Genomic DNA, 23,413 nt, shown 5'->3' with positions numbered 1-23,413 from the left:
CCCATTGCTACCCGGCGGTGATTGCAGGGCGGTGACGACGGGATGACAGAAACAGGTGCCCGGCGCGCCCTTTCGCAGGCAGACCCGCGAAAAGGCCGGCATTGTCAGCCCCTCAGCTACCTGTCCCCTGCCCGATCAGCACCCCCTCGACTTTCTGCCCATACAGGTTGACGCCGTCATTGGCATGGAACTTCACTCGCGTCTTCTCGACAGAGCCCTCTACCAGCCGGGGGTCTTGCGGCCGCTCGTGGCGATTGACCCAGGCCGCCACATCCCAGGCCTGCTGGTCGCTCAGGCTGCCCGGCTTGCCCAGCGGCATGTTGTATTTGATGAAGGAAGCCGCGGTGTTGATCCGGTGCATGCCGGCACCCCAGTTGTAGGAGTCTTTGCCCCACAGCGGTGGCATCACGTATTCACCGGCGACTTTCTGCCCTTCGCCATTGTCACCGTGGCACAGGGCGCATTGCTCCTGGTACACCTGCTGTCCGCGCTTGAAGTCGTAGCCGCCCTCGGGCTGGGGCACGTCGGGGTAACCGCGACCGGCCAGTTCGACCCCGGTAGGCGCTTTGGTCGACAACCAGTACGCATAGACCGCCAACGCCGTCATCTGAGGGCTGTCAGCCGCGGGCGGCTTGCCATTCATGCTGAACTGGAAACACCCCTGGATACGCTCGGCGTAAGTGTTGACCTTGTCGTTTTTCTTTCGATACGCGGGGTACATCGGATAGGCGCCCCACATCGGCGCGGAATGGGCCAGCCGCCCCTGGTCGAGGTGGCAGTTGCTGCAGTTCATGCCATTGCCCACGGCCTCGGGCATCAACCGACGGGTGTCGACGAACAGCGCGTGGCCTTCGCGGACCATCTTGCCAAAGGCATTGTCCGGCAACTCGCGTTCGGCCGGCGGCACGAACTGCGGGGCAGCCTGGGCAGCAGGCACTTTCAGTTGCGACTGATCTTCCATGGCAATGGGCGCGGCAACGGCGCTGCCCATGGCCAACAGCAGCAGTGTCGGCATCAATGCGTTCATGGCGTGACCTCCGGGCTGGCGGATTTGGCGAAGAACTCGGCAATGGCCTTGACCTCCTCGTCGGTCATGGCCTTGGCTACGCCGACCATCAGTTGATTGGGGTCGTTGCGGCGGCTTCCATCGCGCCAACCGTTGAGTTGTGCCACCAAGTAGCTGGCAGGTTGCCCCGCCAACGGCGGGAAGTGCTCGCCAACCCCACTGCCACCGGGGCCGTGGCATTGCACGCAACCGGGGATCTGCCGGCTCCAATCGCCGTAAAGGGCCAGCCGAGTGGTGGGATCGTCGGCGATCTGCTGGCGACGCACGTCTGGGGCGGGGTCGCTTGGCAGGCCAGCCAGGTAACTGCTGACCGCCTTGATTTCCTCCTCGGTCAAGGCCTTGGCAAGCGGCTCCATCACCGCCTGCTTGCGCTCCCCATTGCGCCAGTCATGCAATTGTTTGCTGAGGTAGCCGGCAGGCAGGCCAGCCAGGCGAGGGAACCCGGCGGCGGCAATGCCTTTGCCGTCTGGGCCGTGGCAGCCCAGACAAGCCATGGCAGCAGGATTAGCCCCGCCTTGGGTAAAGATTTTCTGGCCATCAGCGCCGTGCGCCGAGGGCCAGGCCAGGATCAGCAGGCTGCCGATCACGACGCGACTCAACGGTGTCATCACGAATCTCCATTTCTTTTGTTATAAGCTTAGGCTCAAAAAACATAAGCAAATGGATACTAGCCCCGGAGGGGAATTCGCAACAACGCCCATCCCGACCAAGGGATGGCAATTGGCCTCTTAACCGCGTTTTACTTGAGTTGGATCAACTGCCGGAGATGCACTCGGTCGCCGCCGTGCGCACATCACCCAGACGCAGGGGGAAGTTGTTCAACCGCTCGTGCAGCTTGATGCTGCTGCCACTGCCGCGCTTGTCGATATCCACCAAGGCTGCGGGGCCGGCACCGGATGACAGCTTTTGCGGCACGATCAACCGCAAGCCGTCGCCGCGTGGCTCTTCCACCAACGGGTCACGCGAACTGGCAAGCTCGTGCTTGACGCAATCGGCATATTCACGCGGCGTCTTGCCGGAGATCACATCCAGAGTTTCACGGGACTGTTCCAGTTCCGAAACGCTGACACAACCGCCCAGCGCGAGGGACAACGCCGCCACCATCCACTTCATTTGCAACACCTCTGCTTTCAAGAATGCTTAGGACAGCAGCCAGGCGCTTTTGCTCCGTGCTTTGGCGGATTTATCTGCCAGCGTGGTATCGTTCGCCTTTGCAGAACCAGACCTTGCGGAGCATCACATGAAATTCGTACACCAGCGCGAGCACCTGAACGAGGACGACGTGGTCGTCATCGAATGCTCCCAGCGCTGCAACATCCGCCTGATGAACGACGCCAATTTCCGCAGCTTCAAGAACGGCGGCCGGCACACCTACCACGGTGGTCACTTCGAGCGCTTTCCGGCCAAGATCACCGTGCCCAGCACCGGCTTCTGGAACATCACCATTGATACGGTGACGGCCCGCCCGATCTCGGTGACACGCAAGCCGGCCTTCAGCCATAAGATCAAGATCATTCGTCGCTCGTCGTCAAAACTCGGATAACACCTGCCATGACCCAGACCAAATACGTCATCAAGTACAAGCTCGACGGCCAGCGCCGCTGGGATTTCGCCGTGATGCCCGATGCATCGCAAGCGCAGGCGCTCGATGCGCTGCGCAAGATCCATGGCGACGACGCCGACAAGATCAGCGACATTCAAGTCAGCAAGGCCCTGTAACGCCCACCGTTAAAAGGAGAACTGCATGAGCAACTGGCCCGACCACCGTATCGTTGATCTGTTGGGCATCCAGTTGCCCATTCTCCAGGCGCCCATGGCCGGTGCCACGGGTTCAGCCATGGCCATCGCCGTGGCTCGGGCAGGCGGGCTGGGTGCCCTGCCCTGCGCCATGCTGTCAGGCGAGCAACTGCGTGACGAGATCGCAACGTTTCGCAGTGCCTGCCCGGGCCTGCCGCTGAATCTCAACTTCTTCTGCCACCAGCCTCCGTCCCCCGACAGCGACCGTGACAACCGCTGGAAACAAGCGCTCAAGCCGTATTACGCAGAAGTGGGTGCCGACTTCGAGGCACCCACGCCAGTCTCCAACCGCGCACCGTTCGACGAGGCGAGCTGTCAGTTGGTCGAGCAGTTGCGCCCAGAGGTGGTGAGCTTCCACTTCGGCTTGCCGGAGGCGGCGCTGCTGCAGCGGGTCAAAGCGGCTGGCGCCAAGGTGCTGTCCAGCGCGACCACTGTAGAAGAAGCGCTATGGCTCCAGGACCATGGCTGCGACGCAATCATCGCCATGGGTTACGAAGCCGGTGGCCATCGCGGCATGTTCCTCAGCGAAGACATCACCAGCCAAATCGGCACCTTCGCCCTGGTACCGCAGATCGCCGATGCGGTCCGTTTGCCAGTGATCGCAGCAGGCGGTATCGCCGATCACCGCGGCCTGGTCGCCGCATTGGCGCTGGGCGCCAGCGCCGTGCAAATCGGCACAGCCTACCTGTTCTGCCCTGAGGCCAAGGTTTCTGCGGCTCATCGCCGCGCTCTGGACAGCGCAGCCGCCAGCGACACGGCCCTGACCAACGTGTTCACCGGACGCCCGGCCCGCGGCATCAACAACCGCATCATGCGCGAGCTGGGGCCGATGAGCGACCTGGCGCCACGCTTCCCGCTGGCGGGCGGCGCGCTGATGCCCTTGCGGGCGATCACCGACCCAAAAGGGAACAGCGATTTCAGCAACCTGTGGTCGGGGCAGGCGCTACGCCTGGGCAAGGCCATGCCGGCTGAGCAGTTGACCCGCGAGATTGCCGCGAAGGCCTTGGCGCTTATTGCACATTGAACCATTCGACGGGCGTTCGCCCCTCCCTACAGCCCCTTCCCGGCCGGTGGCCTATCGCTATATAGTAACCGCTATAACGATAACCACCCCAAGGAGCTGTCTCGATGCGTATCCGCCTGAACCACCTGGCCGCCACCGCCCTGGCAAGCCTGATCTCCCTCAACAGCGCCTGGGCCGACGAGGTTCAGGTCGCGGTCGCTGCGAACTTCACCGCGCCGATTCAGGCCATCGCCAAGGACTTCGAGAAAGATACCGGTCACAAGCTGGTCGCCGCCTTCGGCGCTACCGGGCAGTTCTACGCACAGATCAAGAACGGCGCACCGTTCGAGGTATTCCTCGCCGCCGACGACAGCACCCCGGCCAAGCTCGAGCAGGAAAAAGAAATCGTCCCCGGCTCGCGCTTCACCTATGCCATCGGCACCCTGGCCCTATGGTCGGCCAAGGAAGGTTACGTTGATGCCAAGGGCGAAGTCCTGAAGAAGAACGAATACAAGCACCTGTCCATCGCCAACCCGAAAGCCGCCCCTTACGGCCTGGCCGCCACACAGGTACTGAGCAAGCTGGGCCTGAGCGACGCCACTAAAGGCAAAATCGTCGAAGGGCAGAACATCACCCAAGCCTTCCAGTTCGTGTCCACCGGCAACGCCGAGCTGGGCTTCGTGGCCCTGTCGCAGATCTACAAGGATGGCAAGGTAACCAATGGCTCCGCCTGGATCGTGCCGTCCGAGCTGCACGACCCGATCCGCCAGGATGCGGTGATCCTCAACAAAGGCAAGGACAGCGCTGCCGCCAAGGCATTGGTGGAGTACCTCAAAGGCCCGAAAGCCGCCGCGGTGATCAAGTCCTACGGCTATGAACTTTGATGCCACTGGACGCCAGTGACCTGGGTGCAATCTGGCTGACCGTCAAACTGGCCAGCCTGACCACCTTGATCCTGCTAGTCATCGGTACGCCCATCGCCTGGTGGCTGGCGCGCACGCGCTCGTGGCTGCGCGGGCCGGTGGGCGCGATAGTGGCGCTGCCGCTGGTGCTACCACCGACCGTGATCGGCTTCTACCTGCTGATCGCCCTTGGCCCCCATGGCTGGCTGGGCCAGGCTACCCAGGCGCTGGGCCTGGGTAGCGTGGTGTTCAGTTTCACCGGCCTGGTGATCGGCTCGACGGTGTACTCCATGCCGTTCGTGGTGCAACCGCTGCAGAACGCCTTTGGCGCCATCGGCCAGCGCCCGCTGGAGGTGGCCGCCACCCTGCGCGCCAGCCCGTGGGACACCTTTGTTCATGTGGTACTGCCGCTGGCGCGCCCCGGCTTCGTTACCGCCAGCATCCTCGGCTTTGCGCACACCGTGGGCGAGTTCGGCGTGGTGCTGATGATCGGTGGCAACATCCCCGACAAGACACGTGTGGTTTCGGTGCAGATCTTCGATCACGTCGAGGCCATGGAGTATTCGCAAGCCCACTGGCTGGCCGGTGCCATGCTGGTGTTCTCGTTCCTGGTGCTGCTCCTGCTGTACGCCGGACGCCGCAGCAAGGCTGGCTGGAGCTGAAATGACCGGATCGATTTTGGCGCAGCTGAAGCTGGCGCGTGACGACTTCACCCTGGATGTCGACCTGCAACTGCCTGGGCGCGGCATCAGCGCGCTGTTCGGTCACTCAGGTTCAGGCAAGACGTCGTGCCTACGCTGCCTGGCGGGCCTGGAACGGGCGGCCAGCGCCTACATCGAAGTCAACGGTGAAGTCTGGGAAGACAGCGCACGGGGCTACTTCCAGGCGCCACACCTGCGCCCAGTGGGGTACGTGTTCCAAGAGGCGAGCCTGTTCCCGCACTTGTCGGTACGGGGCAACCTGGAATTCGGCTGGCGGCGCATTGCACCCAATGAGCGCAAGGTCAGCCTGGACCAAGCCTGCAAACTGCTAGGTATCGGCCACCTGCTCGAACGTCGCCCGGCAACGCTGTCTGGTGGCGAAGCCCAGCGCGTGGGCATCGCCCGGGCACTGCTCAGCAGCCCACGCCTGTTGTTGATGGACGAACCTTTGGCAGCACTGGATGGGCCGCGCAAGCGGGAAATCCTCCCCTACCTTGAACGGCTGCATGACGAACTGGACATCCCCCTGGTGTATGTCAGCCATGCCCAGGACGAAGTGGCACGCCTGGCCGACCACCTGGTTCTGCTCGAGCAAGGCAAAGCCATGGCCAGCGGGCCGATCGCCGAGACCCTTGCCCGCCTCGACCTGTCACTGGCCCAGGGCGAGGATGCCGGTGTGGTGTTCGAAGGCCTGGTCGTCGGCCATGACCCGCAGTACGACCTGCTTGACTTGCGCCTGCCCGGCAACGGTGCCCCGGTGTTGCGCATCGCCCATCCGGCCCACAGCATGGGCAGCACCCTGCGCGTGAAGGTGCAAGCCCGCGACGTGAGCCTGGCGCTGACAGCAGACAGCACGTCCAGCATCCTCAACCGCCTGCCGGTGCGGGTGCGTGAAACGCGCTCGGCAGACAACCCGGCGCATGTGCTGGTCAGCTTGGACGCCGGCGGCAACGCCTTGCTGGCGCGCATCACCCGCTACTCGGCGGAGCAGCTCGGCCTGCACCCAGGCCTGGCCTTGTACGCTCAGATCAAGTCGGTGGCGCTGCTGGGCTGAGCATCGGGCACGCAGCCGTTGTCCATTGATCAGCATCCTGATCGAGGCACGCCGCCAATGCTCGACTGCACCTTACCCGCCAGCCTGCATTACGTAGACGACAGCCAACCCGGCCTGAGCCGCCGCCGCTGGCGCGACCGCTTCGTCTACCTCGACGCGCAAGGCCAGCGTGTACGTGACAGCGACACCCTGGCCCGCATCGCCGCCCTGGTGATCCCGCCGGCCTACACCAATGTGTGGATCTGCGCCGACCCGCAAGGCCACCTGCAAGCCACCGGGATAGACGCACGGGGCCGCAAGCAGTATCGCTACCACGCCCAGTGGCGCGAGCTGCGCGACCAGCACAAGTACGGGCGCATGCTGGCGTTTGCCCAAGCCTTGCCCAAGCTGCGCGCCCAACTGGAAACGCACCTGGCGCGGCCAGGGCTGGACCGGGAAAAAGTCATGGCGTTGGTGGTAAGCCTGCTGGATCACACGCTGATCCGTATCGGCAACCAACGCTATCTGCGCGACAACAAGTCCTACGGTTTGACAACCCTGCGCAATCGCCATGTCAAGGTCGAAGGCAGCACCATCCGCTTCCAGTTCCGCGGCAAGCGCGGCGTGGAGCACAACGTCACCCTGCGCGACCGGCGCCTGGCCAACCTGCTCAAACGCTGCATGGAGCTGCCCGGGCAAGCGCTGTTCCAGTACCTGGACGAAGATGGCCAGCGGCACAGTATCGGCTCGAGCGAGATCAACCAGTTCCTGCAGCAACTGACGGGTGCCGACTTCACTGCCAAGGATTACCGCACCTGGGCGGGCAGCAGCCTGGCCTTGAGCCTGCTCAGGCCCCTGGCCTGGGAGCCAGAAAGCGAGGCCAAACGCCAGGTGGCGGCCATCGTCAAGCAGGTTGCCGCGCGCCTGGGCAATACCCCGGCCGTGTGCAGGCGCTGCTATATCCACCCAGCGGTGCTTGAGCATTATGCATTGGGGCGCCTGACCCAGTTGCCAGGGCGGCGCGTACGCAAAGGGCTGGACCCTGAAGAGGTGACGTTGCTGCTGTTTCTGCAGGCCCTTGAGCAAAGTGAGGACGATTGAGCCTCACTATGCGCGCCATCATGCATAGAAATTTCCCTTACAGGCCGAAGCCCCCTATTCTTGCCACCGAGCACCTTCGCCGACACGCACATCACGCTGCATATCGGCACCTGCGGCTAAAGACACGCGATAGAATTTGTCTGGCGGGGAATTAATATCCGCCGAAAGCGTCTTTAATGAGAAGGAAGAGGGACAGGCTCCCACCGCTGCGGTCACTGGCCAGGCGGATTTCTATATCACCAAGGAGAACTACATGCTGATACTCACCCGTAAGGTTGGCGAAAGCATCGTCATCAATGATGACATCAAAGTCACCATTCTGGGCGTCAAGGGGATGCAGGTGAGGATTGGCATCGATGCACCAAAGGATGTCCAGGTGCACCGGGAAGAGATCTTCAAGCGCATCCAGGCCGGCAATCCGGCTCCGGAAAAACACGACGACCAACACTGAACGCCTGGCCTCAAGCCGCACGGACGCGCTTGACCGAATGGCCGCACGCACCGCGCCCCCTGCCTCAGGTGCCCAGCAGTTCGTGCACCTTGGCGATCATCCTGTCGATGTCGAATGGCTTGTCGAATATGGCGGCGAACAGCTCCGGACGACCTTGGCTGGCCTGGGCGCCGCTCATGAGGATCACCGGCAGGTCAGCTAATTGCAGCTCTTCACGAATCGCCCGCACCAGCTCTTCGCCATTGAGCACGGGCATCATGTAGTCGGTGATCACCAGTTCCACGCGCTTTTCCATCAGCGCCTCTAGGGCCTTGCGCCCGTTGCTGGCCTTTTCCACCAGAAAGCCTGCGTCCTCCAGGGCGAAGCCCAGGATATCCGCGATCAGGTATTCATCATCGACCACAAGAATGGTGTTCATCGGTTGGTCCGTCACCCGCCCCCTTGCGGCACGGGGGTACCCGAGAGCACGCCGCAGGCGCCCTCGAAAGCCTTGCTCAGGCTGACGCCCTGAGGCCCGAGATGCAACTCGTGCAGCGCAGGGTCATGATGGCTGTCGCGCACCTTGAGTATCGACAGCATGCGCCGCATCTGCGCCTGCATCTCGACAAAGCGCATCAGTACAAGGTTATCGACAATGCTTGAGAGGTCCGGAGCCGGTGCGGTGATTTCCGAACCGAAGAGGTCGCGCATCTCCCAGGTGAGCATGACGCTGACATCGCGCGCGCGCAGCTCGCCCGTCAGGGCGCGGAAGAATGCATTGAGCCGCGCGGGGTCGACCGCCAGGCGGCTGAACGCACCCAGGCTATCGATCAGCACCCGCTTGCTGCGCTGTTGCTCGACACGCGCCAACAAGCGCGCACCTACCTGGTCGAGCAAGCCCTCGGTCGTAGGCTGCCAGCACAGCTGCAAAGCGCCTTGACTCTCCAGCGCGGCAAAGTCGAAACCCAGCGATGTTGCCTTCAGGCGTAACCGTTCTGGTGTTTCGTAAAAGCCGAAATGCAGCGCAGGTGCCTGGACCGTGCCAGCAGCCAGAAAGGCCAGCCCCAGCGACGTCTTACCGATTCCCGATGGCCCCATCAACAGGCTGATCGAGCCCGTGGCCACCCCTGCGCCAAGCATTTCGTCCAGTGACGCGATGCCGGTGGAGGTCCGGCTCAAGGTGGCAGTGCCATGCTGGCTGGGGTGGCTGTACAAGGCCTCCAGGCGCGGGTAGACATGCATCCCCGCCTCGTCTATCAGGCACTCGTGGCGCCCCGACAGTGCGCCGCTGCCACGCGTCTTGCGCAGTTGGACATGGCGCATGGCACGGCTGCCGATCAGTTGCTCACCCAGCTCGATCACGCCATCGACCATCGTGTGCTCCGGGCTGCCCTCATCCAGCCGAGCGCTGGTCAGCAATAGCACCGTGCACCCGGCAAAGGCCGCATGCCCCTGCAGTTCCGAGACGAATTTCTTGGTGTCGAGGGATGTTTCCGCACGCACCCGGGCATTGAGTACACCATCGACAATCAGCAGGCTGGCCTGCTGCCGGGCGATCTCCTGGCGCAGCAACCTGACCACAGCGTCGAGCCCTTCCTGCTCGAGGGTGTCGAAGGCGCTGACGAACTGGATCTGGTCACCCACCAGGGCCGGATCAAAGAATTCAAGTGTGCCAAGGTATTGGAACAAGCGCTCGTGGGACTCACTGAGCAAGGTCGCCACCAACACCCGGCCACCATTGCGCACATGCCCGCATGCCAACTGGTTGGCGAGGATGGTCTTGCCGGCCCCAGGCGGCCCCTGAATGATGTAGGAAGCCCCTGCTACCAAACCGCCCTTGAGCAGTGCATCGAGCCCCTCGATCCCCGTCAACAGCCGTTTCAGTGCTTGTGCCATGGTGGCTACCTATCGAGTTGATCTTCCGTGCCGGGACCAGAAGCCGGCAAGAACAGGCGCATACAGGTGCCCTTGCCGATTTCGCTGTGCACGCTGATTGCGCCGTTGCTCTGCTTGGCGAACCCATAAGCCTGGCTGAGGCCAAGCCCGGTGCCCTTGCCAAACGGCTTGGTGGTGAAAAACGGCTCGAAGATCCGCGGTAACACCTGTGGGTCGATGCCTGCCCCGGTATCGCTCACTTCGAAACACACGAAGGCGCCACGCAAGCCTTCCACCTCGCCTACGAGCTCGACCGCATGGACCGCCATGCGGATCGTCCCCTGACCACTGATGGCATCCCGGGCATTGAACAGCAGGTTGAGCAGTACCATTTGCAGTTGCCCGACATCCACCTCGATCAGGGGCAAATCAGGCTGTACGTGATCTTCCAGCTCGATATCGCGGGGCAACGCATGCTCCAGCAGCCCGCGCGTGGCAGCAAGTAACTTGGCCGGTGCGATCGGGCTGACCTCCAGCTGACGGTGACGGGCAAACGTCAGCAGCTGCTTGGTCAGCTCCGTGCCGCGCTGGCCTGCATCGAGAATGTGCTCCAGCAGGCGTTCCAGGCGCTTGGGGTCCTGGCAGGCCTGTGCCAGGCGTGCCGAGTTGATGATGATGGTCAACAGGTTATTGAAGTCGTGGGCCAGCCCACCGGTTAACTGGCCTAGCGCTTCAAGCTTCTGCGCCTGGAACAGTTGCGCGCGGACTGCGTCCAGTTGCAATGCCGTTTCGCGTCGGTCGGTGATATCGCGCGTGACCTTCGCCAAGCCGATGACTTGCCCCTGGTCATCACGAATCACATCGAGCGCGGCCAAGGCCCAGAACTGCGTGCCATCCTTACGTACGCGCCAGCCCTCGTCCTGCGCCACGCCCTGCTCCAGCGCCTGTTCGAGCAACCATTCAGGGCGCCCGGCGGCGCAATCCTGCGGTGTGAAGAACAGCGAAAAATGCCGACCGATCACTTCCTCGGCGCGGTAGCCCTTGATGCGTTCGGCACCGGCGTTCCAGGACACCACACGGCCGGTGGTGTCGATCATGTAGATGGCGTAGTCCACGACCGATTGCACCAGTTGCTCATAGCGGCTGGCGGGCATGACGGGTTGTTCGATGCAGTCAGCTAAAACCATGCAAACCCCACAGGCACAGCGGGAGGGACGTGATGCGCTTAGCCAATAGTACCCGCCTGACTCAGCATGTGCGGCAAGTGCCTATCAACGTTTACGCTCAACGAGCACCGGGCTCATCCGCCGCGGCATGGCCACTTTCAACAACCAGAGGCCCACCAGCAGAATAAGGGTGCCACCGCCCAGTGCCATCAGCCGCTGCGGCTGCAGCCGCTCAGCCTCGAAACCGAGCATCAGCAGGTAGCCACCCAGGCAGATCAGGCCAAGGTAGAGAAAGCCGCCCAGCAGCACAACTACCATGAACAACAGGCGCCAGATCAAGCGAGGACGCACAACGCGCTCGGTAGTAGTTGAGGGACCAGCCTGGGACATTGCATTGCACTCATTTGGATCCAACCAGATGGGCAACAGTGGCCTAATGACAGCAAGGTGTCAATTGCCCGTTGGATTGACCCTTCGTTCCTTTGATCATAGGTGCTGCGGTTGACTCAACTATAACAATGGGTTATAAAGCGCGCTTGATTGTCAGGCCCTTCTGCTTAGAAGCGCGCCGGTCGTCACGACCCTTTCAAGCGTGCGAGTGTGGTGGAATTGGTATACACAGCAGACTTAAAATCTGTCGGCGTGAGCCTTGCGGGTTCGAGTCCCGCCACTCGCACCAAATTCCCGTGAAAAAGGCGCCCTTGCGGCGCCTTTTTACTGCCCGGCGGAAATCCATCCCGCAACTGCTAGAGTGGATCTTGTCTCCGTCCTCTGGAATGCTGCCATGCGCTACTCCCTGTTCGCTGGTCAACGCGACATCATCCTCCTGATCGCCCGGGTTTTGCTGATGCTTCTGTTCGTCCTGTCCGGTTGGGCCAAGCTGACCGGCTTTGAGGGCACAGTCAGCTACATGACTTCACTGGGCGCACCTGCCCCCATGCTTGCCGCCGCAGTAGCGGTGATCATGGAGTTTTTCGTGGCTATCGTGTTGATCCTAGGCTTCTATACCCGCCCACTGGCCTTTCTGTTTGCCCTGTTCGTGCTGGGCACCGCATTGATCGGCCACCCGTTCTGGAACATGGCCGACCCCGAACGCGCCGCCAACATGACGCAGTTCCTGAAAAACCTGAGCATCATTGGCGGGCTGCTGCTGCTGGCCGTCAGCGGCCCGGGGCGCTTCTCGCTCGACGGGCGCTAATCAGTCGTCCAGGTCGTCATGCCAGGCTGGGTGATCATGATCGTCGTCATCAAGGTCATCCAGCAATGCTTCGTCTTCCTCTACCTCATCCTCGGCGCCCTGGGCATCCGCCTCTGCTTCGAAATCGTCGTAGAGGAACTCGTGATCGAGCAGGTGATCGTGCTCAGGCTCGTGCAGGTCGTCTTCGTCGCGCATGGTTGCTCCTGGAAATCTGGCACGCCTGTATAGGCCCATCGTGGGTCCGGGTCAATGGATTGCAGTTAATACTCACTTAACCGGCCAGCCTCAGGCTGAAGGCTCTCCCTTCAAAAACGTTCATTGCCCGCCTTCACGGCGGGCTTTTTTTGCGCACCTGGTGAACACGTGATCGAATAGGGTTGTACCGCTGCGGCGTGGTACTATGAAAACAATAGTTACCACGGTACGACGGACACAATGCGAACTCAAGAAGATAGACCGGCTACGGTATGCCCGGTGGCCCGCTCGGTGGATATAGTGGGCGACAAATGGACGATCCTGGTGCTGCGCGAGCTGTACATGGGCACGGCGCGCTTCGAGGAGATGCAGATCCATACCGGGGCCACGCCGCAGATGCTGACATCGCGCCTGAAAGCACTGGAAGCCGATGGCTTGGTAGAGCGCCGGCCCTATAACGCAAAGCCGCTGCGACATGAGTATCATCTGACACAAAAAGGGTGGGACTTTTACCCCGTGATCTACGCCCTGCGAGCCTGGGGGGAAACGTGGTGCAAGCAGGAAGACGAGGGGCTTGCAGTGCATTTTGTGCACCGTGCATGTGGCCATGACGTCGGCGTGGCCAGTGTCTGCCCGCACTGCGCAGTGCCTGTGCAGCGCGCAGACCTGGAGGCTTCGATAAGCAGTCGCTTCGCGAAGGAACGGGCTGCTCGGTACGAGGCGTTCAAGCGCAAGGAGAATGTGCGCCTGAAAGGCGGATGAATCCGCCCTTGCCATCGCCCGGATGGCTGCGGGCGACAATCGTGATGACAGAGATGCGCTATGTTTCGGCCGTCACCGGGAGAGGTCGTTTCATGAAACGATGGATTGGAATACTCATTACAGTTGCGCTGACCGGGTGCGGGACCGTGCGCACAGTGTCGAACGAGCCGAAGGCCGTAGATGACCTGGCTAAATGGCATACCCATTGCCACACCATTCCTCGGGCGTACAGCGGCGTTGCGTATCAGTTCTGCAACCTGGACAGTCCACAAAGATCGGGAGCGCATTGGGCGCCATTCCCGATTCTGATCGACATGGCTGCATCGGGTATTGCTGACACTGTGATTCTTCCCTACACCGGCTATCAGCAATTCAAGCGCGGCAATGCGCCTGTCCGCAGGTTGGAATATTGATGCTCAGGGCGCCTGCCCTTCTGGCTCTGGCTTAGGCTAGAGCAGCAAGAAAAATTGAATCAGGCGGTTGCCCATCTGGTCAGGAATTAGGAACGCAGTAAATCTGACGAGGTAACAGCAATGACTATCGAAGCAGAGACACTCGTACAACTGACCGAAGCGCTTCAGGATCGTGGCATGACCTTGGTTGCGGACGTAACATTCACTCGAGCACCATACCGGCACAACCACCGCTGGATTTGCACCGTAGAATAGCCATCCTCTTTGCCGGCGGTTCGGAGCAAGACGCCACCGCCGGCCCCCACCTCACCGCCACGTGAGGCTGCGAGTCATGACCCTTGAGTCGAATGCAGGGCTATGGCCAGAACCGCAAAAACGAGTACGACTCCGGCCACGAGGAATGCGCCGTAAAAGTCTTCCGAAAACATGCCTGAGCTCCCCTGGGCAACAGTGATCTTATCCGCCGCCTAGCACTTCGTTACGCGACGTCAAGCTCAGATCCACAGGTGCTCTCAGAAGTTCAGCCGATATCGAGCGTTAAGCGCTAGCCTACTCTCTGTTATTTTCGACCCACAAAGAAAAACCCCGCTGTAGCGGTCAACTAATCCCGGACACTGCCTTAAGTCTTGTCGTCGTACCCAACCATCATCAGCTTCCCATTGTCGTCGCGCACGAATGCAGGTATTTATGGTCGTTTACGTAGCTTCTAGATGGGAAACATGGAAACGTTGCTCAAGACCTTAGCATCCGGTGTCACGCCACTACTGGCAATAGCACTGGTCTTCCTAGCGTACCGGCATAACATGAAGAAATGGCGATCAAAGATCGACGCAGAGCTGCAGGCAGCTTTGAGCGGATTGGGCGTTGATTGCTACACGTTGATCGTGGACAAGCTCACCTCGCCAAGCACCAACAGGACAGCCGATGTCTACCGCATCCTGCATGACGATCAAGACCGTTATTACCTGTTCATCAAAACCGGCGAGCACCCAGGGGTACTGAAGCCCCTTCCCAAGGAACGAGCCCTGTCGGCCGCAAAGATGAACGGGTGAGGTGACTGAATCAGGTCCAAGTCTCAACGGGCTTACTACGCGCCACGAAACGGCGCATCTCCAAATGTGGCGCGATTATGGCGATACCCGATTGAGAGCCTCATCCGCCTTGTCGGCGGCCTGGTTGGTTGGCCTACCTGACTGGTCAGGGCTTCGATCTCGCCCTCCAGGCGCCCTACAGTAGCCACAAGGTCGTTTCGCTCCTTGGCGAACTGGTCCGCGCGCGGGCCTCAGCTTCTTTCCGAGCCACACGCTCAATGTCGAGCACCTCATTCAGGCGCCGGACAACGCCGATGTCGGCGGTATCCATTGCGCGGTCGGTTGCATCTCTGATAGCCATTTGCGCAACCACAGGAAGCCGCCAAGCAATACGGTGCTCGTACCGCCCAGCCAGGTGGCTGTGCCTGGGCCGAGGTCGGTCGGGTCCATCATGAACTCCATCAGAGATGGTATTTGCCAACGGCAGTAGGGCGTGCCGTATGTCTTCATTTGATCGCAGATGAGCACTAGACTGGGCTGAAATTGTTCCCAGCACAGGCGCAAATGTATGACAGTCTTCAATCACCAGGACGGTGAATACGTTCAGATCGATGGCGCTCGGATTTACTACGAGCAGCAAGGCAATGAATGTGGCTTTCCACTCGTATTCCTGCACGGAGGTCTTGGCAATATCGAGACCTTCAATTCTCTTACGCCACACCTTGGAAAGAACTATCGGTTGATCGGCGTAGACAGTCGTGGACAAGGGAAATCAACACTCGGCACGTCACTTCTGACTTACAAGCGCATTCAGCAGGATGTTGAAGCCGTAGTACGACATCTTGGAGTGGTCGGTGCCAACGTCATTGGCCATAGTGATGGCGGTATCGCAGCCCTCCGCTCAGCTGCTACAGGCCAGAGCTGGATCAACAAGCTGGTCACGATTGGCGCACATTGGGCCCTACCGCCAGATGATCCGACTCGAAAGATGTATGCAGGCCTCACCGCCGCACGCTGGCGCGGACTGTTTCCTCAAGAGGTCGATCGTTACCTTGCGCTGAACCCGGAACCAGATTTCGACAGGCTGATTGCTGCCGTGCAAAAGCTCTGGCTGGACGAAAGCGAGGAAGCCTATCCGGGCGAAACGGTGGGGGCTATCAGCGCCGATGTCCTGATCGTTCGTGGCGATGACGATCGGCTCGTATCACGCGCTAACTCGATGGAGCTTGCAGAACGAGTCCCTGGAGCGAAGCTATTGAACATCCCATTTGCTGATCACTCCGTGCAGGAAAGCCAGCCAAAGTGGCTGCTATGCGTGCTGGATGAGTTCTTGAAGAGCTGACAGCTAACTGGGAGTCGCGAATTCAGGCTTCGGTCACAACTTGGTCATTACTGAAAACTCACAAGCCCCGGCTTTCGGAGCCAGGGCTTCACTGTGTCGCGCTGTCTCAAGCTGGACACGCTGCTATGAAGACAGGTGTTTATCCGCGCGGAAAGCTGTCTCGCGCAGCTGCTCCAGCGCGCAGTCGATCCACGCCACGCCAATATTGACTCGGTTCCTCCCTTGCGGGGAACTCAAACGAAAAAACCCGGCGCATGGCCTAATGCTGTTCACTTAAGCGGAGCAGCCTTGCGATCCACCGGATACCGGGTCTTGGAAATCTTCACCGCCCTAGGCCTTCCTGGCCTTGGGCGGTGATCCAGAAACATCCCCGCAACACCTCCCCGTAACTCAGCCAACCTTCTGCCCGTGGCCGATACTGGATTGGCTGCAGCCAGGACGATCAACTGCACGGCGATGTACTGGCAGGCCGGTTTGAAGCGTATGTCCGACGGCGTCCGACCAAAGGCAATTGCGGCTTGGCTGGGCCTGCTGCTCGATCGGATCATGCGATACACCAGCCAACACCTTTCGCCGTTCTTCATCGTCAACGAGCACGGCAAGCGCATGAGCTGGCCGATGCTGCGAAACCGGTGGGCGGATGCCCGCGAGGCAGCCAGGGTAAAAGCCGAACTGGAAAAGAAGCCGGACCTGGCCAATCGAATCGCCCAGTTCCAGTTCCGCGACATCCGACCGAAGGCGGCTTCGGAGATCAACGACCTTAGCGATGCGAGTGTACTGCTGGGTCATTCCAAGGAGGGAATAACTGGAACGGGTATATCGTCGCGTTGGTGCGATTGCTAAACCATCTAAATGAGTGGAACACACCTACAAAGAAGATGAATCATTACGCCGAAAATGATACCTTCCTCAACCCGATGATTATGTTACCAGCTAACTTATCTTTACAGGCTCTGAGCGATGACCGTAGCAGCAGACGATATAAAAAACGACAATACATCAACAACCCCTACAGTTGATGACAGCATTGAAAATAACGGCCCGAGTAAAAAAAAGAAATCATTTGAAATAACATTTAAAAAAGACTGGAAAGATAAGTCTCATGAGCAGATACGTGAAGAAGTACGGAAGCAGATAAACGAACAAGGTGCCGGCAACGTTTCGGATAAAATAATTTCAGACATTGTGGACAACATTGTTAAGACCGTAGTCAAAAAAGAGAAGAACCAGAGCATCTTACTCGTCTGGGCCTCTGTACTAGCAACCATGCTGATGGGAGTATTGGCTGGAGCCCTAATCCTTGTTGATACCACGGGGAAATTCGTTGGAAAGCAAGACCTGCAATTATCGATCCGTAATTCGATCATTCATGGCGCCTCTCTTGAAACCCTTAAAACAGTCTTCACAAATCAAAGCCAAAATGCTGAGAGCAGCTTTTGGCCAGCATTTAAGCCTCACCTCTACTATGAAAAAAGCACCACAACCTTGGCGGATGTCCTCGATGACCTCAAGGTAGGGATCTACATCCGCAGCGCGAGCCCTGTAAACGATGAAACAATTTTCTTAAAGAAACTTGAAGATCTTATATTCGAGTACAACAAAATAAATCCGTTCGACGGATTAGATGAGCAAGACACAAGAAGTTTCAAAAACATTGCGCAAAAGCTTAACTCTTCGGAGTACGAGTCGGTTCAAGATGAAATAAGCACCATTATCTCGTCGTTAAAAACGAAAAACAGCCTGATCCATCAATACCTAAATAGCAGCAATGCGAGCCTCTACATCTCGATAGCAGCTTTCGCATTTACTCTCATTTTTTCACTTTGGCAATTGGTTAATTCTCGGCGCTCTTCACAGAAACAGCTGATAAACGAAGCGATCAAAGAACATTTCGACAATAATCAATAACCCCCCCAACGGAGGCTGGCGAGCCCAGCCTTCCCTTTTGGAGAGGGAAATCTAAAGCAGGATCTGAAGCGAGGTTTCGGAACTCCATGCCAAAAGTTTCGGAACTCTTGGCTTTTTGACGCGCAAAGAAAAACCCCGCAGACGTTAATCTGCGGGGCTTTCGAATGGTGGAGGCCGAGGTCGGAATCGAACCGGCGTAGACGGATTTGCAATCCGGTAAGAACCTGCTATTTTGCTAGGTGTAATCGCTCAAACCCCTGTATCCATTGGGTTTAGCCTAATTTTGCTGCATATTGATTCATCATCATTTGGGGCATTCAATGTCCCAGTTTTGTCCCACGCTTGCTGCTGCCCTTCTCCGGCGTTCTGCCGACCGTTTCCCTTCCTTTATATAGCTACTCAAAGGCCGGCGCTTCCAGCGCCCACAGCCTGGCCGCCTCGACCAGCTCCAGCATGTCGACTAGGGCATCTTCAGCCACCTCTCCCCGGCGATGCGCCGCGTAGGCCATCTCGCTGAGCACGACAGCGCGCCCGTCAGGATCCATGACCAGGGCGAATTGGTCGTTGAGCTCGTCCAGCCAGGCCCTTGGCAACCCATCCATCAGACCGTCCTACACCACCACGACTGCGCATACAGCACGCCATCGATCTCTTCCAGCCCGGTGATGTTCATCCCGAGCTGGGCCATGCCGTTCACGCAGGCATCGTGCAGGCGCGGAATGATGTCCCCGCTTGGGGTCGGATTGAAGACCCAGGCCTGTATAGAGGGGCGCCCTAACACGTCGCTATGGCTGTATTCGATGTGCACGTCTGCGCTCAGGGCCGTGATTTTCCCGAGTTTTTCGCTTGGTATTGCTACGCCGCGCTCGCGACGGCGGACAAGGAGGAAATACATAGAGCACCAATACTGTATATCGATACAGTATTTCACCACCAGGCAACGCACACCCGCCAGTACCGCTCGGCGGACTATGCTTAAGTGCTCAGGCGGGAGGGACGATGCATGTGTGGAAGGCTGAGCCAATACCGGGGGATACACGATTTCGTCGAGACCCTCAGCTTGCCAGAGGCTTGGACAAACAACGTCGGTGACCAGGCATTGGGACGATTCAACGTCGCCCCGACTACGTCTGTTGCCGTGCTGAGAATGGGGGAGGCAGGCCCGCGTGCGGACCTGGTGAGGTGGGGATGGCGCCCGCACTGGGCGACCGACCGCGCTGCACCTATCAACGCCAGGGTCGAAAAGGTAGCGCACGGGCCGTTCTTCCGGGCTATCTGGCCGCACCGCGCCATAACGCCCATCGACGGTTGGTATGAGTGGGTCGACGAGGGCGGGCCGAAGAAACAGCCCTACTACATCCGGCGCCGCGACGGGCATCCTGCCCTGTGCGCCAGTATCGGCCAGTTCGCAGGCAACGAGCATGACGGTTTCGTGATCATCACCGCCGACGCACAGGGTGGCATGGTCGATGTGCACGACCGTAGACCGGTGGTTTTCGCGCCGTCCTTGGCTCGAGAGTGGATGACGGCCGGGACCCCGAAGGAACAGGCCGAGCAAATGGCGCTCAACCTGGGTGAGCCGGCTGAGGCCTTCGAGTGGTACCGGGTGAGCACTGCCGTAGGTAACGTGCGCAATCAGGGCGCCGAGCTGGTTAAGCCGCTTCAGTGAAGAGGTGGTAAAACTTTTCCACGGGCCTTGGCTATCACCCTGAACTGATAGTCGGAGACGGCCTGGAACAACGACTCAGCTTGCAGGCGCAGGCGCTCCACTTCTGCCGGCGGCGCGCCAATGTCTTGGGCTTGGTGGTACTCACGCATGGCGTCAACCGCCTGCTGTATCAACGGCTCTCCTGCCTCTACCATCCCAATAAAGGTGCGCTTCTCCACTGCTATGCTCCAATCAGTTGATCAGAGCATTATAGGACGCCTCGCAAGCCAGTCCCGCTATTCGGGCTTGGTCATAAGCTTTCGCCAGGTCTCCCGCTCGAGCATCAGTCCGTGTGAGCAGGTCGGAGAGCACCATGGCGGCGCGGGTGGCTGCCTGGCCTCGGGCGACAGCTGCGGTATCCGTGCCGGGGCAACTGACGGTGGCGGCGAGCTTGGCGCCTTCGTCGCGCAGCCGCTGGCCAACAGCATCGGCGCCAGCAGCGCCAGCATCAGCAATCTTCCGTTCTTCCTGGGCATGGGCTCTCGCCTCCTCTTGCGCCTGGGCGCGTCGTTGTTCTTCCTGGCGGGCCGCGCGCTCGCCGATTACCTCAGCCAGGCGGTCGCCGCTGTCCCGTTGCGCCGAGGCGGCAGCAGCCTCTGCCCGCTCTACCGACCGGCCGTGCTGGTACGTCAACCAATAGGTGCCCAGGAGCGCCAGCAGCAGCGCGCACCTGATGGCCAAGGACTTCATGCCAGCACCCGCAGCGCCAGGTCATACAGCGCCTTTCGCTCGGCCGCGCCATGCGGAACCCTGCCCGGCTGGCCGGTGTTGATGACGCTGCCGATATCTTGGATTCGGCCGGCGTCGGCCATTTCGTTCAGCCCGTGCTTCGCCCACCACCAGGCGGCGGACTGGGCGGCGTGCTCGGCCTGCTCGAGCAACCCAGGATCATCTTCCAGCGGCAGCCCCAGGCCGGCGCCAGCGGCGCGGTAGTTGCTGCGCCCGGTGACCTGCAGTAGGCCGCGACCGCGGTACCGCCAACCATCGCCGGAGGCCTCCGGGCCGTTGCCCATGCGCCCGCCGTATACCTTGTTGGCGATCTTCTCGGGGTTCCTGGCGTACGCGCCGGCGTTCTCAGCAGTGAAACGGGTCGGCCAAGTCTTTATCAGGGCCTCGGCGCTGTAGTTCAGGTTCTCCACCAGGTTGCGCATCTGGCCGGACTCGTGACCGATCTGTGCCAGGAACGCGGCCTGCCTGATCCGGCTGTCGAGGCGCCAGCGGGACATGGCCCGGTTCAGGGCAGGCAGGAAAATACCCGCGACTGGGCGGGCCTTGGGCAAGATCTGCAGCAGTTGCTGCTCGGTGATCGGCATGCGTTTTCTCCAGGCAAAAAGAAGCCCGCTCGAGGCGGGCCTTGGTGATCTGTTGTGGAAGTCAGGATTCCGGCGTCTCGGGGGCGGGTTCCGGCTCGGCCGGGTCCTTGGCGGTGACCGTCACCTTGGCGGTGTAGTCTTTCAGCACCTTGGCGGTGAAGACTTGGGCCGCCGGAAACTGAGCCAGGATCTCCCGGGCACGGGCGTCAGCCTCTTCTGGGGTGGCATAGCGGTTGTTGTTGGCGGAGTCGAAGTTATTGCTGACGTTTACGGTTACATATGGCATAGGGATTTCCTCTTTCACGAAAGTTTATCTAAATGGGAATGGGTAATCAGAAGCTCGAATTACGAGCGCCTGAGGTTGCCGATCAGTTGGGATATCGAACCATGATGTATTTGAGTTGCTGAATATTGTGGCGGTCGTTGCTACCGCCGGACTAAAAAAGAAGCGAACGCCATTTTGAGAGCCGCCGCACCCCTCGCTTGCACCAACCCGGTACACTCCATCGCCAAAATCTGATCCTTGATTCAAGGCGCAGCTCCTAGAGAATGTAAGGCAAGCAGCTAATTCGCCGCTAACACCCCCGACAAAGACCGCCCCTTTTGGCTGCCTGTAATCAGAGCCTGACCACTCTCTACCAGATGTTTCATTTGCACCACCCACGTACGGGGTTGCTCGAGAGTCAGCGCCCGGGACTTGAGTTGGACTGATGGGCGGCGGATTCACAGTTGCCACTATGTTCAGTGGCGGCATGCCTGTTGTGAAGCTTACTCTCCCGGATGCGTCGTAACATTCCATGCCGCTCCTCTCACCCACATCGCGCATCAGATCGAATACGAATGCCTTGGTGCCAGGCGTGCAGCCTTGAAAGTACAGGGTTCGTACATCCCCACTTATGCTTTCACCGCAAGGCTTCCCGTCACCCACCAAGAAAACGATAGGGGAAACCGCGCCGGTTACCGTGATCCCGCATATCGGGTCAAGCAAATTCAGATAGGACCAGCTGCTTTCCTCATTGGGGGGAAGGTTTGCGGAGCGGATATAGTAACGGCCCCATCTGTCCACCAAATTTAGGTAACCACTCTTTAGCAGGCCGTAACAGATACGATCGATGTCAAATAGGAGGGTGCCGTCCTCCTTGAAGGCTTGGAATCCAACGGGCATATGTCATCCTAATAGTATCCATAATAGATACGGCAATTGGCAGAAAACTGGCCAAACCAAGTTGAGTGCTGGTATTGCCATGACAGCGTATTTCCAGAAACTGTTACACCTGGTTTCTTTCCCTTCCACTGCTGCGTGTCGACCAACGTGACCACAATGTAAAAGCGCTGTTTACCTGCAGGGAGAGCAGGCATAGCAACAGCTCCATTGGCGGCATTGGTTACAACTTCTCCTTGATGCTGACTGATAGACATCGTCATATTGACGAGTAGCCTACCGTCAGCACCGTATATTTCCAGACCATTCGGCATAGATCAGTCCCATTCGCCCATTCTTATTCGCCGAATACCGTTGATCACCATGTCAATGCCTCGGCGATTATATACAGTGTACGCCGTGGCCGTTTTATTAAGCATGATGATCGTCCCTGAGGCGAAGTCCATTCGCATAATTGGTGTGCCGTCATTGGCGAGCTCAGAAGAGTTGATTGAGTTTCCTACAATGGCTTTCTGAACAGCCAATTTCGAAATCAGCGCATCATCGATGAATACCTGACCGTTCTGAACAGCGAACGGCACGATCAGGCCCTCACCCACCGGGTTCATAACCGCGAACCGGTTGGCCAGTACAACAAAGCTCGACTGGAACGTGCCACCCTGGTTCTCAAGCCCCAGACCAAACCCGGCTGCGTAGTAGGTACCGCCGGACGTGAGGCCTAGTTTCACAGACCAGGTGGCGTTCACTTTCCCGTTGAGTGCAGCCTGCGCCGTGCTTATCTGCTGCACAGTGGCATTGGTGGTGCCAAGATTACTCTGGACCGTATCCACACGCTGCCCCAGCGCAGCATCACCGCTGGACCTGGCAGTGGCCTCACTTTGGATGGCCGCATTGGCATCCCCAACTGAGGTGTACAGCCCGTCGATGCGCTTCGACTCCGCAGTGAGCGTTGCGCCCTGCTGCGTTACAACACTGTCGAGGCTGGATAGCGCTTGCGCTGAGGCTGCCGCCGATCGCCTTCCCACTGCGATGTAGGCGATGTCGATTTCACCGGTCGTGTCGGCCGAGTTCATCATATCCAAGCGGATGGCATACATGTTCTTGCCGCTCCATCCGGCATGCCCGGAGAGATCGATTTCAATGTCCTGCCAATCCGTAGTCGTAGTACTGATGGCCCAGGCCATGCGCCGGACTTCTGATAGCCCTCCATCTTCGTTCGCCCAGTACATCTGCGCACCGGACCGCGTTGTGTTGCGACGACGTAATCTGATGCGCAGGTAAGGGTTCTGCGCGCCAGAAACGGTGGG

General features: G+C 59.6%; 31 protein-coding genes, 1 tRNA gene and 3 pseudogenes. 17 read left to right on the top strand and 18 right to left on the bottom strand.

All coding sequences use genetic code 11. The annotated features are described in order from the left end of the window. Positions 1 to 112: 112 nt before the first annotated feature. From L6D80_RS24085 to L6D80_RS24075, 3 genes are all read right to left on the bottom strand, one after another. Positions 113 to 1,027: a c-type cytochrome gene (locus L6D80_RS24085; protein WP_176515183.1), complete on the bottom strand. Its 915-nt coding sequence runs from the start codon at positions 1,025 to 1,027 to the stop codon at positions 113 to 115. Then, positions 1,024 to 1,674 carry a c-type cytochrome gene (locus L6D80_RS24080; protein WP_176515185.1) on the bottom strand — a complete coding sequence of 217 codons (651 nt, stop codon included), beginning with the start codon at positions 1,672 to 1,674 and terminating at the stop codon, positions 1,024 to 1,026. Before L6D80_RS24080 ends, L6D80_RS24085 begins: the two co-directional genes overlap by 4 nt. 145 nt (positions 1,675 to 1,819) lie before the next feature. Next, positions 1,820 to 2,179 carry a hypothetical protein gene (locus L6D80_RS24075; protein WP_054903596.1) on the bottom strand — a complete coding sequence of 120 codons (360 nt, stop codon included), beginning with the start codon at positions 2,177 to 2,179 and terminating at the stop codon, positions 1,820 to 1,822. Positions 2,180 to 2,306: 127 nt separating this feature from the next. Between L6D80_RS24075 and L6D80_RS24070 the strand changes: the two genes are divergently transcribed. The 8 genes from L6D80_RS24070 to csrA all read left to right on the top strand — a co-directional run bounded on the left by L6D80_RS24070 (position 2,307) and on the right by csrA (position 8,054). Beyond that, entirely contained in the window at positions 2,307 to 2,609 is a 303-nt protein-coding gene (locus L6D80_RS24070; protein ID WP_054903597.1) for a DUF1883 domain-containing protein, read from the top strand. 8 nt (positions 2,610 to 2,617) lie between these two features. Next, positions 2,618 to 2,785, top strand: a complete 168-nt coding sequence (locus tag L6D80_RS24065; RefSeq protein ID WP_176515187.1) for a hypothetical protein — start codon at positions 2,618 to 2,620, stop codon at positions 2,783 to 2,785. Positions 2,786 to 2,810: 25 nt separating this feature from the next. Continuing rightward, the gene (locus tag L6D80_RS24060) at positions 2,811 to 3,887 is read left to right on the top strand and encodes an NAD(P)H-dependent flavin oxidoreductase (protein ID WP_176515189.1); all 1,077 of its coding nucleotides are present in this window, start codon (positions 2,811 to 2,813) and stop codon (positions 3,885 to 3,887) included. A 104-nt stretch (positions 3,888 to 3,991) separates the two neighbouring features. Continuing rightward, entirely contained in the window at positions 3,992 to 4,750 is a 759-nt protein-coding gene (gene modA, locus L6D80_RS24055) for a molybdate ABC transporter substrate-binding protein (RefSeq protein WP_054903599.1), read from the top strand. Further along, positions 4,750 to 5,430, top strand: a complete 681-nt coding sequence (gene modB, locus L6D80_RS24050; RefSeq protein ID WP_054903600.1) for a molybdate ABC transporter permease subunit — start codon at positions 4,750 to 4,752, stop codon at positions 5,428 to 5,430. Before modA ends, modB begins: the two co-directional genes overlap by 1 nt. Position 5,431: 1 nt before the next feature. Beyond that, a complete protein-coding gene (gene modC / locus L6D80_RS24045; RefSeq protein WP_054903601.1) occupies positions 5,432 to 6,523 on the top strand; it encodes a molybdenum ABC transporter ATP-binding protein in 1,092 nt (363 codons plus the stop codon). 57 nt (positions 6,524 to 6,580) lie between these two features. Continuing rightward, a complete protein-coding gene (locus tag L6D80_RS24040) occupies positions 6,581 to 7,603 on the top strand; it encodes a DNA topoisomerase IB (protein ID WP_176515191.1) in 1,023 nt (340 codons plus the stop codon). 253 nt (positions 7,604 to 7,856) lie between these two features. Beyond that, positions 7,857 to 8,054 (top strand): carbon storage regulator CsrA, encoded by a 198-nt coding sequence (csrA, locus tag L6D80_RS24035; protein ID WP_008089330.1) that lies wholly within the window; start codon positions 7,857 to 7,859, stop codon positions 8,052 to 8,054. A gap of 64 nt (positions 8,055 to 8,118) precedes the next feature. Here the strand turns inward: csrA and L6D80_RS24030 are convergent, their stop codons facing one another. The 4 genes from L6D80_RS24030 to L6D80_RS24015 form a co-directional block, all read right to left on the bottom strand. Then, entirely contained in the window at positions 8,119 to 8,472 is a 354-nt protein-coding gene (locus L6D80_RS24030; RefSeq protein ID WP_054903603.1) for a response regulator, read from the bottom strand. 11 nt (positions 8,473 to 8,483) lie between these two features. Next, entirely contained in the window at positions 8,484 to 9,929 is a 1,446-nt protein-coding gene (locus tag L6D80_RS24025) for an ATPase domain-containing protein (RefSeq protein WP_054903604.1), read from the bottom strand. Positions 9,930 to 9,934: 5 nt separating this feature from the next. Then, the gene (locus L6D80_RS24020) at positions 9,935 to 11,095 is read right to left on the bottom strand and encodes a two-component system sensor histidine kinase NtrB (protein ID WP_054903605.1); all 1,161 of its coding nucleotides are present in this window, start codon (positions 11,093 to 11,095) and stop codon (positions 9,935 to 9,937) included. Positions 11,096 to 11,179: 84 nt separating this feature from the next. Then, positions 11,180 to 11,464 (bottom strand): hypothetical protein, encoded by a 285-nt coding sequence (locus L6D80_RS24015; protein WP_054903606.1) that lies wholly within the window; start codon positions 11,462 to 11,464, stop codon positions 11,180 to 11,182. A 204-nt stretch (positions 11,465 to 11,668) separates the two neighbouring features. Between L6D80_RS24015 and L6D80_RS24010 the strand changes: the two genes are divergently transcribed. Continuing rightward, positions 11,669 to 11,753 (top strand) — tRNA-Leu (locus L6D80_RS24010). 105 nt (positions 11,754 to 11,858) lie between these two features. Further along, complete coding sequence (locus tag L6D80_RS24005) at positions 11,859 to 12,272, top strand: DoxX family protein (protein ID WP_054903607.1); 414 nt, start codon at positions 11,859 to 11,861, stop codon at positions 12,270 to 12,272. On the opposite strand, the gene L6D80_RS24000 is transcribed toward L6D80_RS24005, so the two are convergent. Next, positions 12,273 to 12,467, bottom strand: a complete 195-nt coding sequence (locus L6D80_RS24000) for a hypothetical protein (RefSeq protein WP_054903608.1) — start codon at positions 12,465 to 12,467, stop codon at positions 12,273 to 12,275. 240 nt (positions 12,468 to 12,707) lie between these two features. Here L6D80_RS24000 and L6D80_RS23995 point away from each other — a divergent pair, with 240 nt between their 5' ends. From L6D80_RS23995 to L6D80_RS23985, 3 genes are all read left to right on the top strand, one after another. Next, positions 12,708 to 13,229, top strand: a complete 522-nt coding sequence (locus L6D80_RS23995) for a winged helix-turn-helix transcriptional regulator (RefSeq protein WP_176515194.1) — start codon at positions 12,708 to 12,710, stop codon at positions 13,227 to 13,229. Between the two features lie 92 nt (positions 13,230 to 13,321). Further along, a complete protein-coding gene (locus L6D80_RS23990) occupies positions 13,322 to 13,642 on the top strand; it encodes a YceK/YidQ family lipoprotein (protein WP_082422898.1) in 321 nt (106 codons plus the stop codon). A 719-nt stretch (positions 13,643 to 14,361) separates the two neighbouring features. Beyond that, positions 14,362 to 14,694, top strand: coding sequence for a hypothetical protein (locus L6D80_RS23985; protein WP_176515196.1), 333 nt, complete (start codon positions 14,362 to 14,364; stop codon positions 14,692 to 14,694). 35 nt (positions 14,695 to 14,729) lie between these two features. Here L6D80_RS23985 and L6D80_RS23980 read toward each other — a convergent pair. Continuing rightward, positions 14,730 to 15,123: pseudogene (locus tag L6D80_RS23980) on the bottom strand (chemotaxis protein). A gap of 118 nt (positions 15,124 to 15,241) precedes the next feature. Here L6D80_RS23980 and L6D80_RS23975 point away from each other — a divergent pair. Next, positions 15,242 to 16,015: an alpha/beta fold hydrolase gene (locus tag L6D80_RS23975; protein WP_176515198.1), complete on the top strand. Its 774-nt coding sequence runs from the start codon at positions 15,242 to 15,244 to the stop codon at positions 16,013 to 16,015. Positions 16,016 to 16,284: 269 nt separating this feature from the next. Here the strand turns inward: L6D80_RS23975 and L6D80_RS23970 are convergent. Continuing rightward, positions 16,285 to 16,539 (bottom strand): annotated as a pseudogene (locus tag L6D80_RS23970) (IS4 family transposase); the annotation flags it as partial. Here L6D80_RS23970 and L6D80_RS23965 point away from each other — a divergent pair. Both L6D80_RS23965 and L6D80_RS23960 read left to right on the top strand, forming a co-directional pair. Then, entirely contained in the window at positions 16,499 to 16,858 is a 360-nt protein-coding gene (locus L6D80_RS23965) for a site-specific integrase (RefSeq protein ID WP_373876112.1), read from the top strand. The pseudogene L6D80_RS23970 and the gene L6D80_RS23965 sit on opposite strands and share 41 nt — an antisense overlap. Before the next feature lie 117 nt (positions 16,859 to 16,975). Beyond that, a complete protein-coding gene (locus L6D80_RS23960) occupies positions 16,976 to 17,923 on the top strand; it encodes a hypothetical protein (RefSeq protein WP_176515200.1) in 948 nt (315 codons plus the stop codon). Positions 17,924 to 18,339: 416 nt separating this feature from the next. Here L6D80_RS23960 and L6D80_RS23955 read toward each other — a convergent pair. Both L6D80_RS23955 and L6D80_RS23950 read right to left on the bottom strand, forming a co-directional pair. Beyond that, positions 18,340 to 18,528, bottom strand: a pseudogene (locus tag L6D80_RS23955) (hypothetical protein); the annotation flags it as partial. Continuing rightward, positions 18,525 to 18,818 (bottom strand): hypothetical protein, encoded by a 294-nt coding sequence (locus L6D80_RS23950; RefSeq protein ID WP_176515204.1) that lies wholly within the window; start codon positions 18,816 to 18,818, stop codon positions 18,525 to 18,527. The gene L6D80_RS23950 and the pseudogene L6D80_RS23955, both read right to left, overlap by 4 nt. 108 nt (positions 18,819 to 18,926) lie before the next feature. Between L6D80_RS23950 and L6D80_RS23945 the strand changes: the two genes are divergently transcribed. After that, on the top strand, positions 18,927 to 19,592 hold the full coding sequence (locus tag L6D80_RS23945) for an SOS response-associated peptidase (protein WP_176515206.1): 666 nt from the start codon (positions 18,927 to 18,929) through the stop codon (positions 19,590 to 19,592). Here L6D80_RS23945 and L6D80_RS23940 read toward each other — a convergent pair. The 6 genes from L6D80_RS23940 to L6D80_RS23915 all read right to left on the bottom strand — a co-directional run. Further along, positions 19,586 to 19,810 (bottom strand): hypothetical protein, encoded by a 225-nt coding sequence (locus tag L6D80_RS23940; RefSeq protein ID WP_176515208.1) that lies wholly within the window; start codon positions 19,808 to 19,810, stop codon positions 19,586 to 19,588. The genes L6D80_RS23945 and L6D80_RS23940 overlap by 7 nt on opposite strands. Positions 19,811 to 19,823: 13 nt before the next feature. Beyond that, positions 19,824 to 20,321, bottom strand: coding sequence for a DUF2514 domain-containing protein (locus L6D80_RS23935; protein ID WP_176515210.1), 498 nt, complete (start codon positions 20,319 to 20,321; stop codon positions 19,824 to 19,826). Further along, a complete protein-coding gene (locus L6D80_RS23930; RefSeq protein WP_176515212.1) occupies positions 20,318 to 20,944 on the bottom strand; it encodes a glycoside hydrolase family 19 protein in 627 nt (208 codons plus the stop codon). The genes L6D80_RS23935 and L6D80_RS23930 overlap by 4 nt, the downstream gene beginning before the upstream one ends. Before the next feature lie 61 nt (positions 20,945 to 21,005). Then, positions 21,006 to 21,230 (bottom strand): hypothetical protein, encoded by a 225-nt coding sequence (locus L6D80_RS23925; protein ID WP_176515214.1) that lies wholly within the window; start codon positions 21,228 to 21,230, stop codon positions 21,006 to 21,008. A gap of 887 nt (positions 21,231 to 22,117) precedes the next feature. Continuing rightward, positions 22,118 to 22,420: a hypothetical protein gene (locus L6D80_RS23920; RefSeq protein WP_082422918.1), complete on the bottom strand. Its 303-nt coding sequence runs from the start codon at positions 22,418 to 22,420 to the stop codon at positions 22,118 to 22,120. Positions 22,421 to 22,423: 3 nt separating this feature from the next. Next, positions 22,424 to 23,413, bottom strand: a 990-nt coding sequence (locus tag L6D80_RS23915) for a DUF1983 domain-containing protein (RefSeq protein WP_236183073.1), incomplete at its 5' end; no start/stop codon positions are given.

Origin of the sequence: Pseudomonas ceruminis (genome assembly GCF_021602025.1) — a bacterium.
Classification (GTDB): Bacteria; Pseudomonadota; Gammaproteobacteria; order Pseudomonadales; family Pseudomonadaceae; genus Aquipseudomonas; species Aquipseudomonas ceruminis.
Note: the sequence above shows the minus strand (reverse complement) of the source record. Positions and strands in the feature narration are given on the sequence as shown.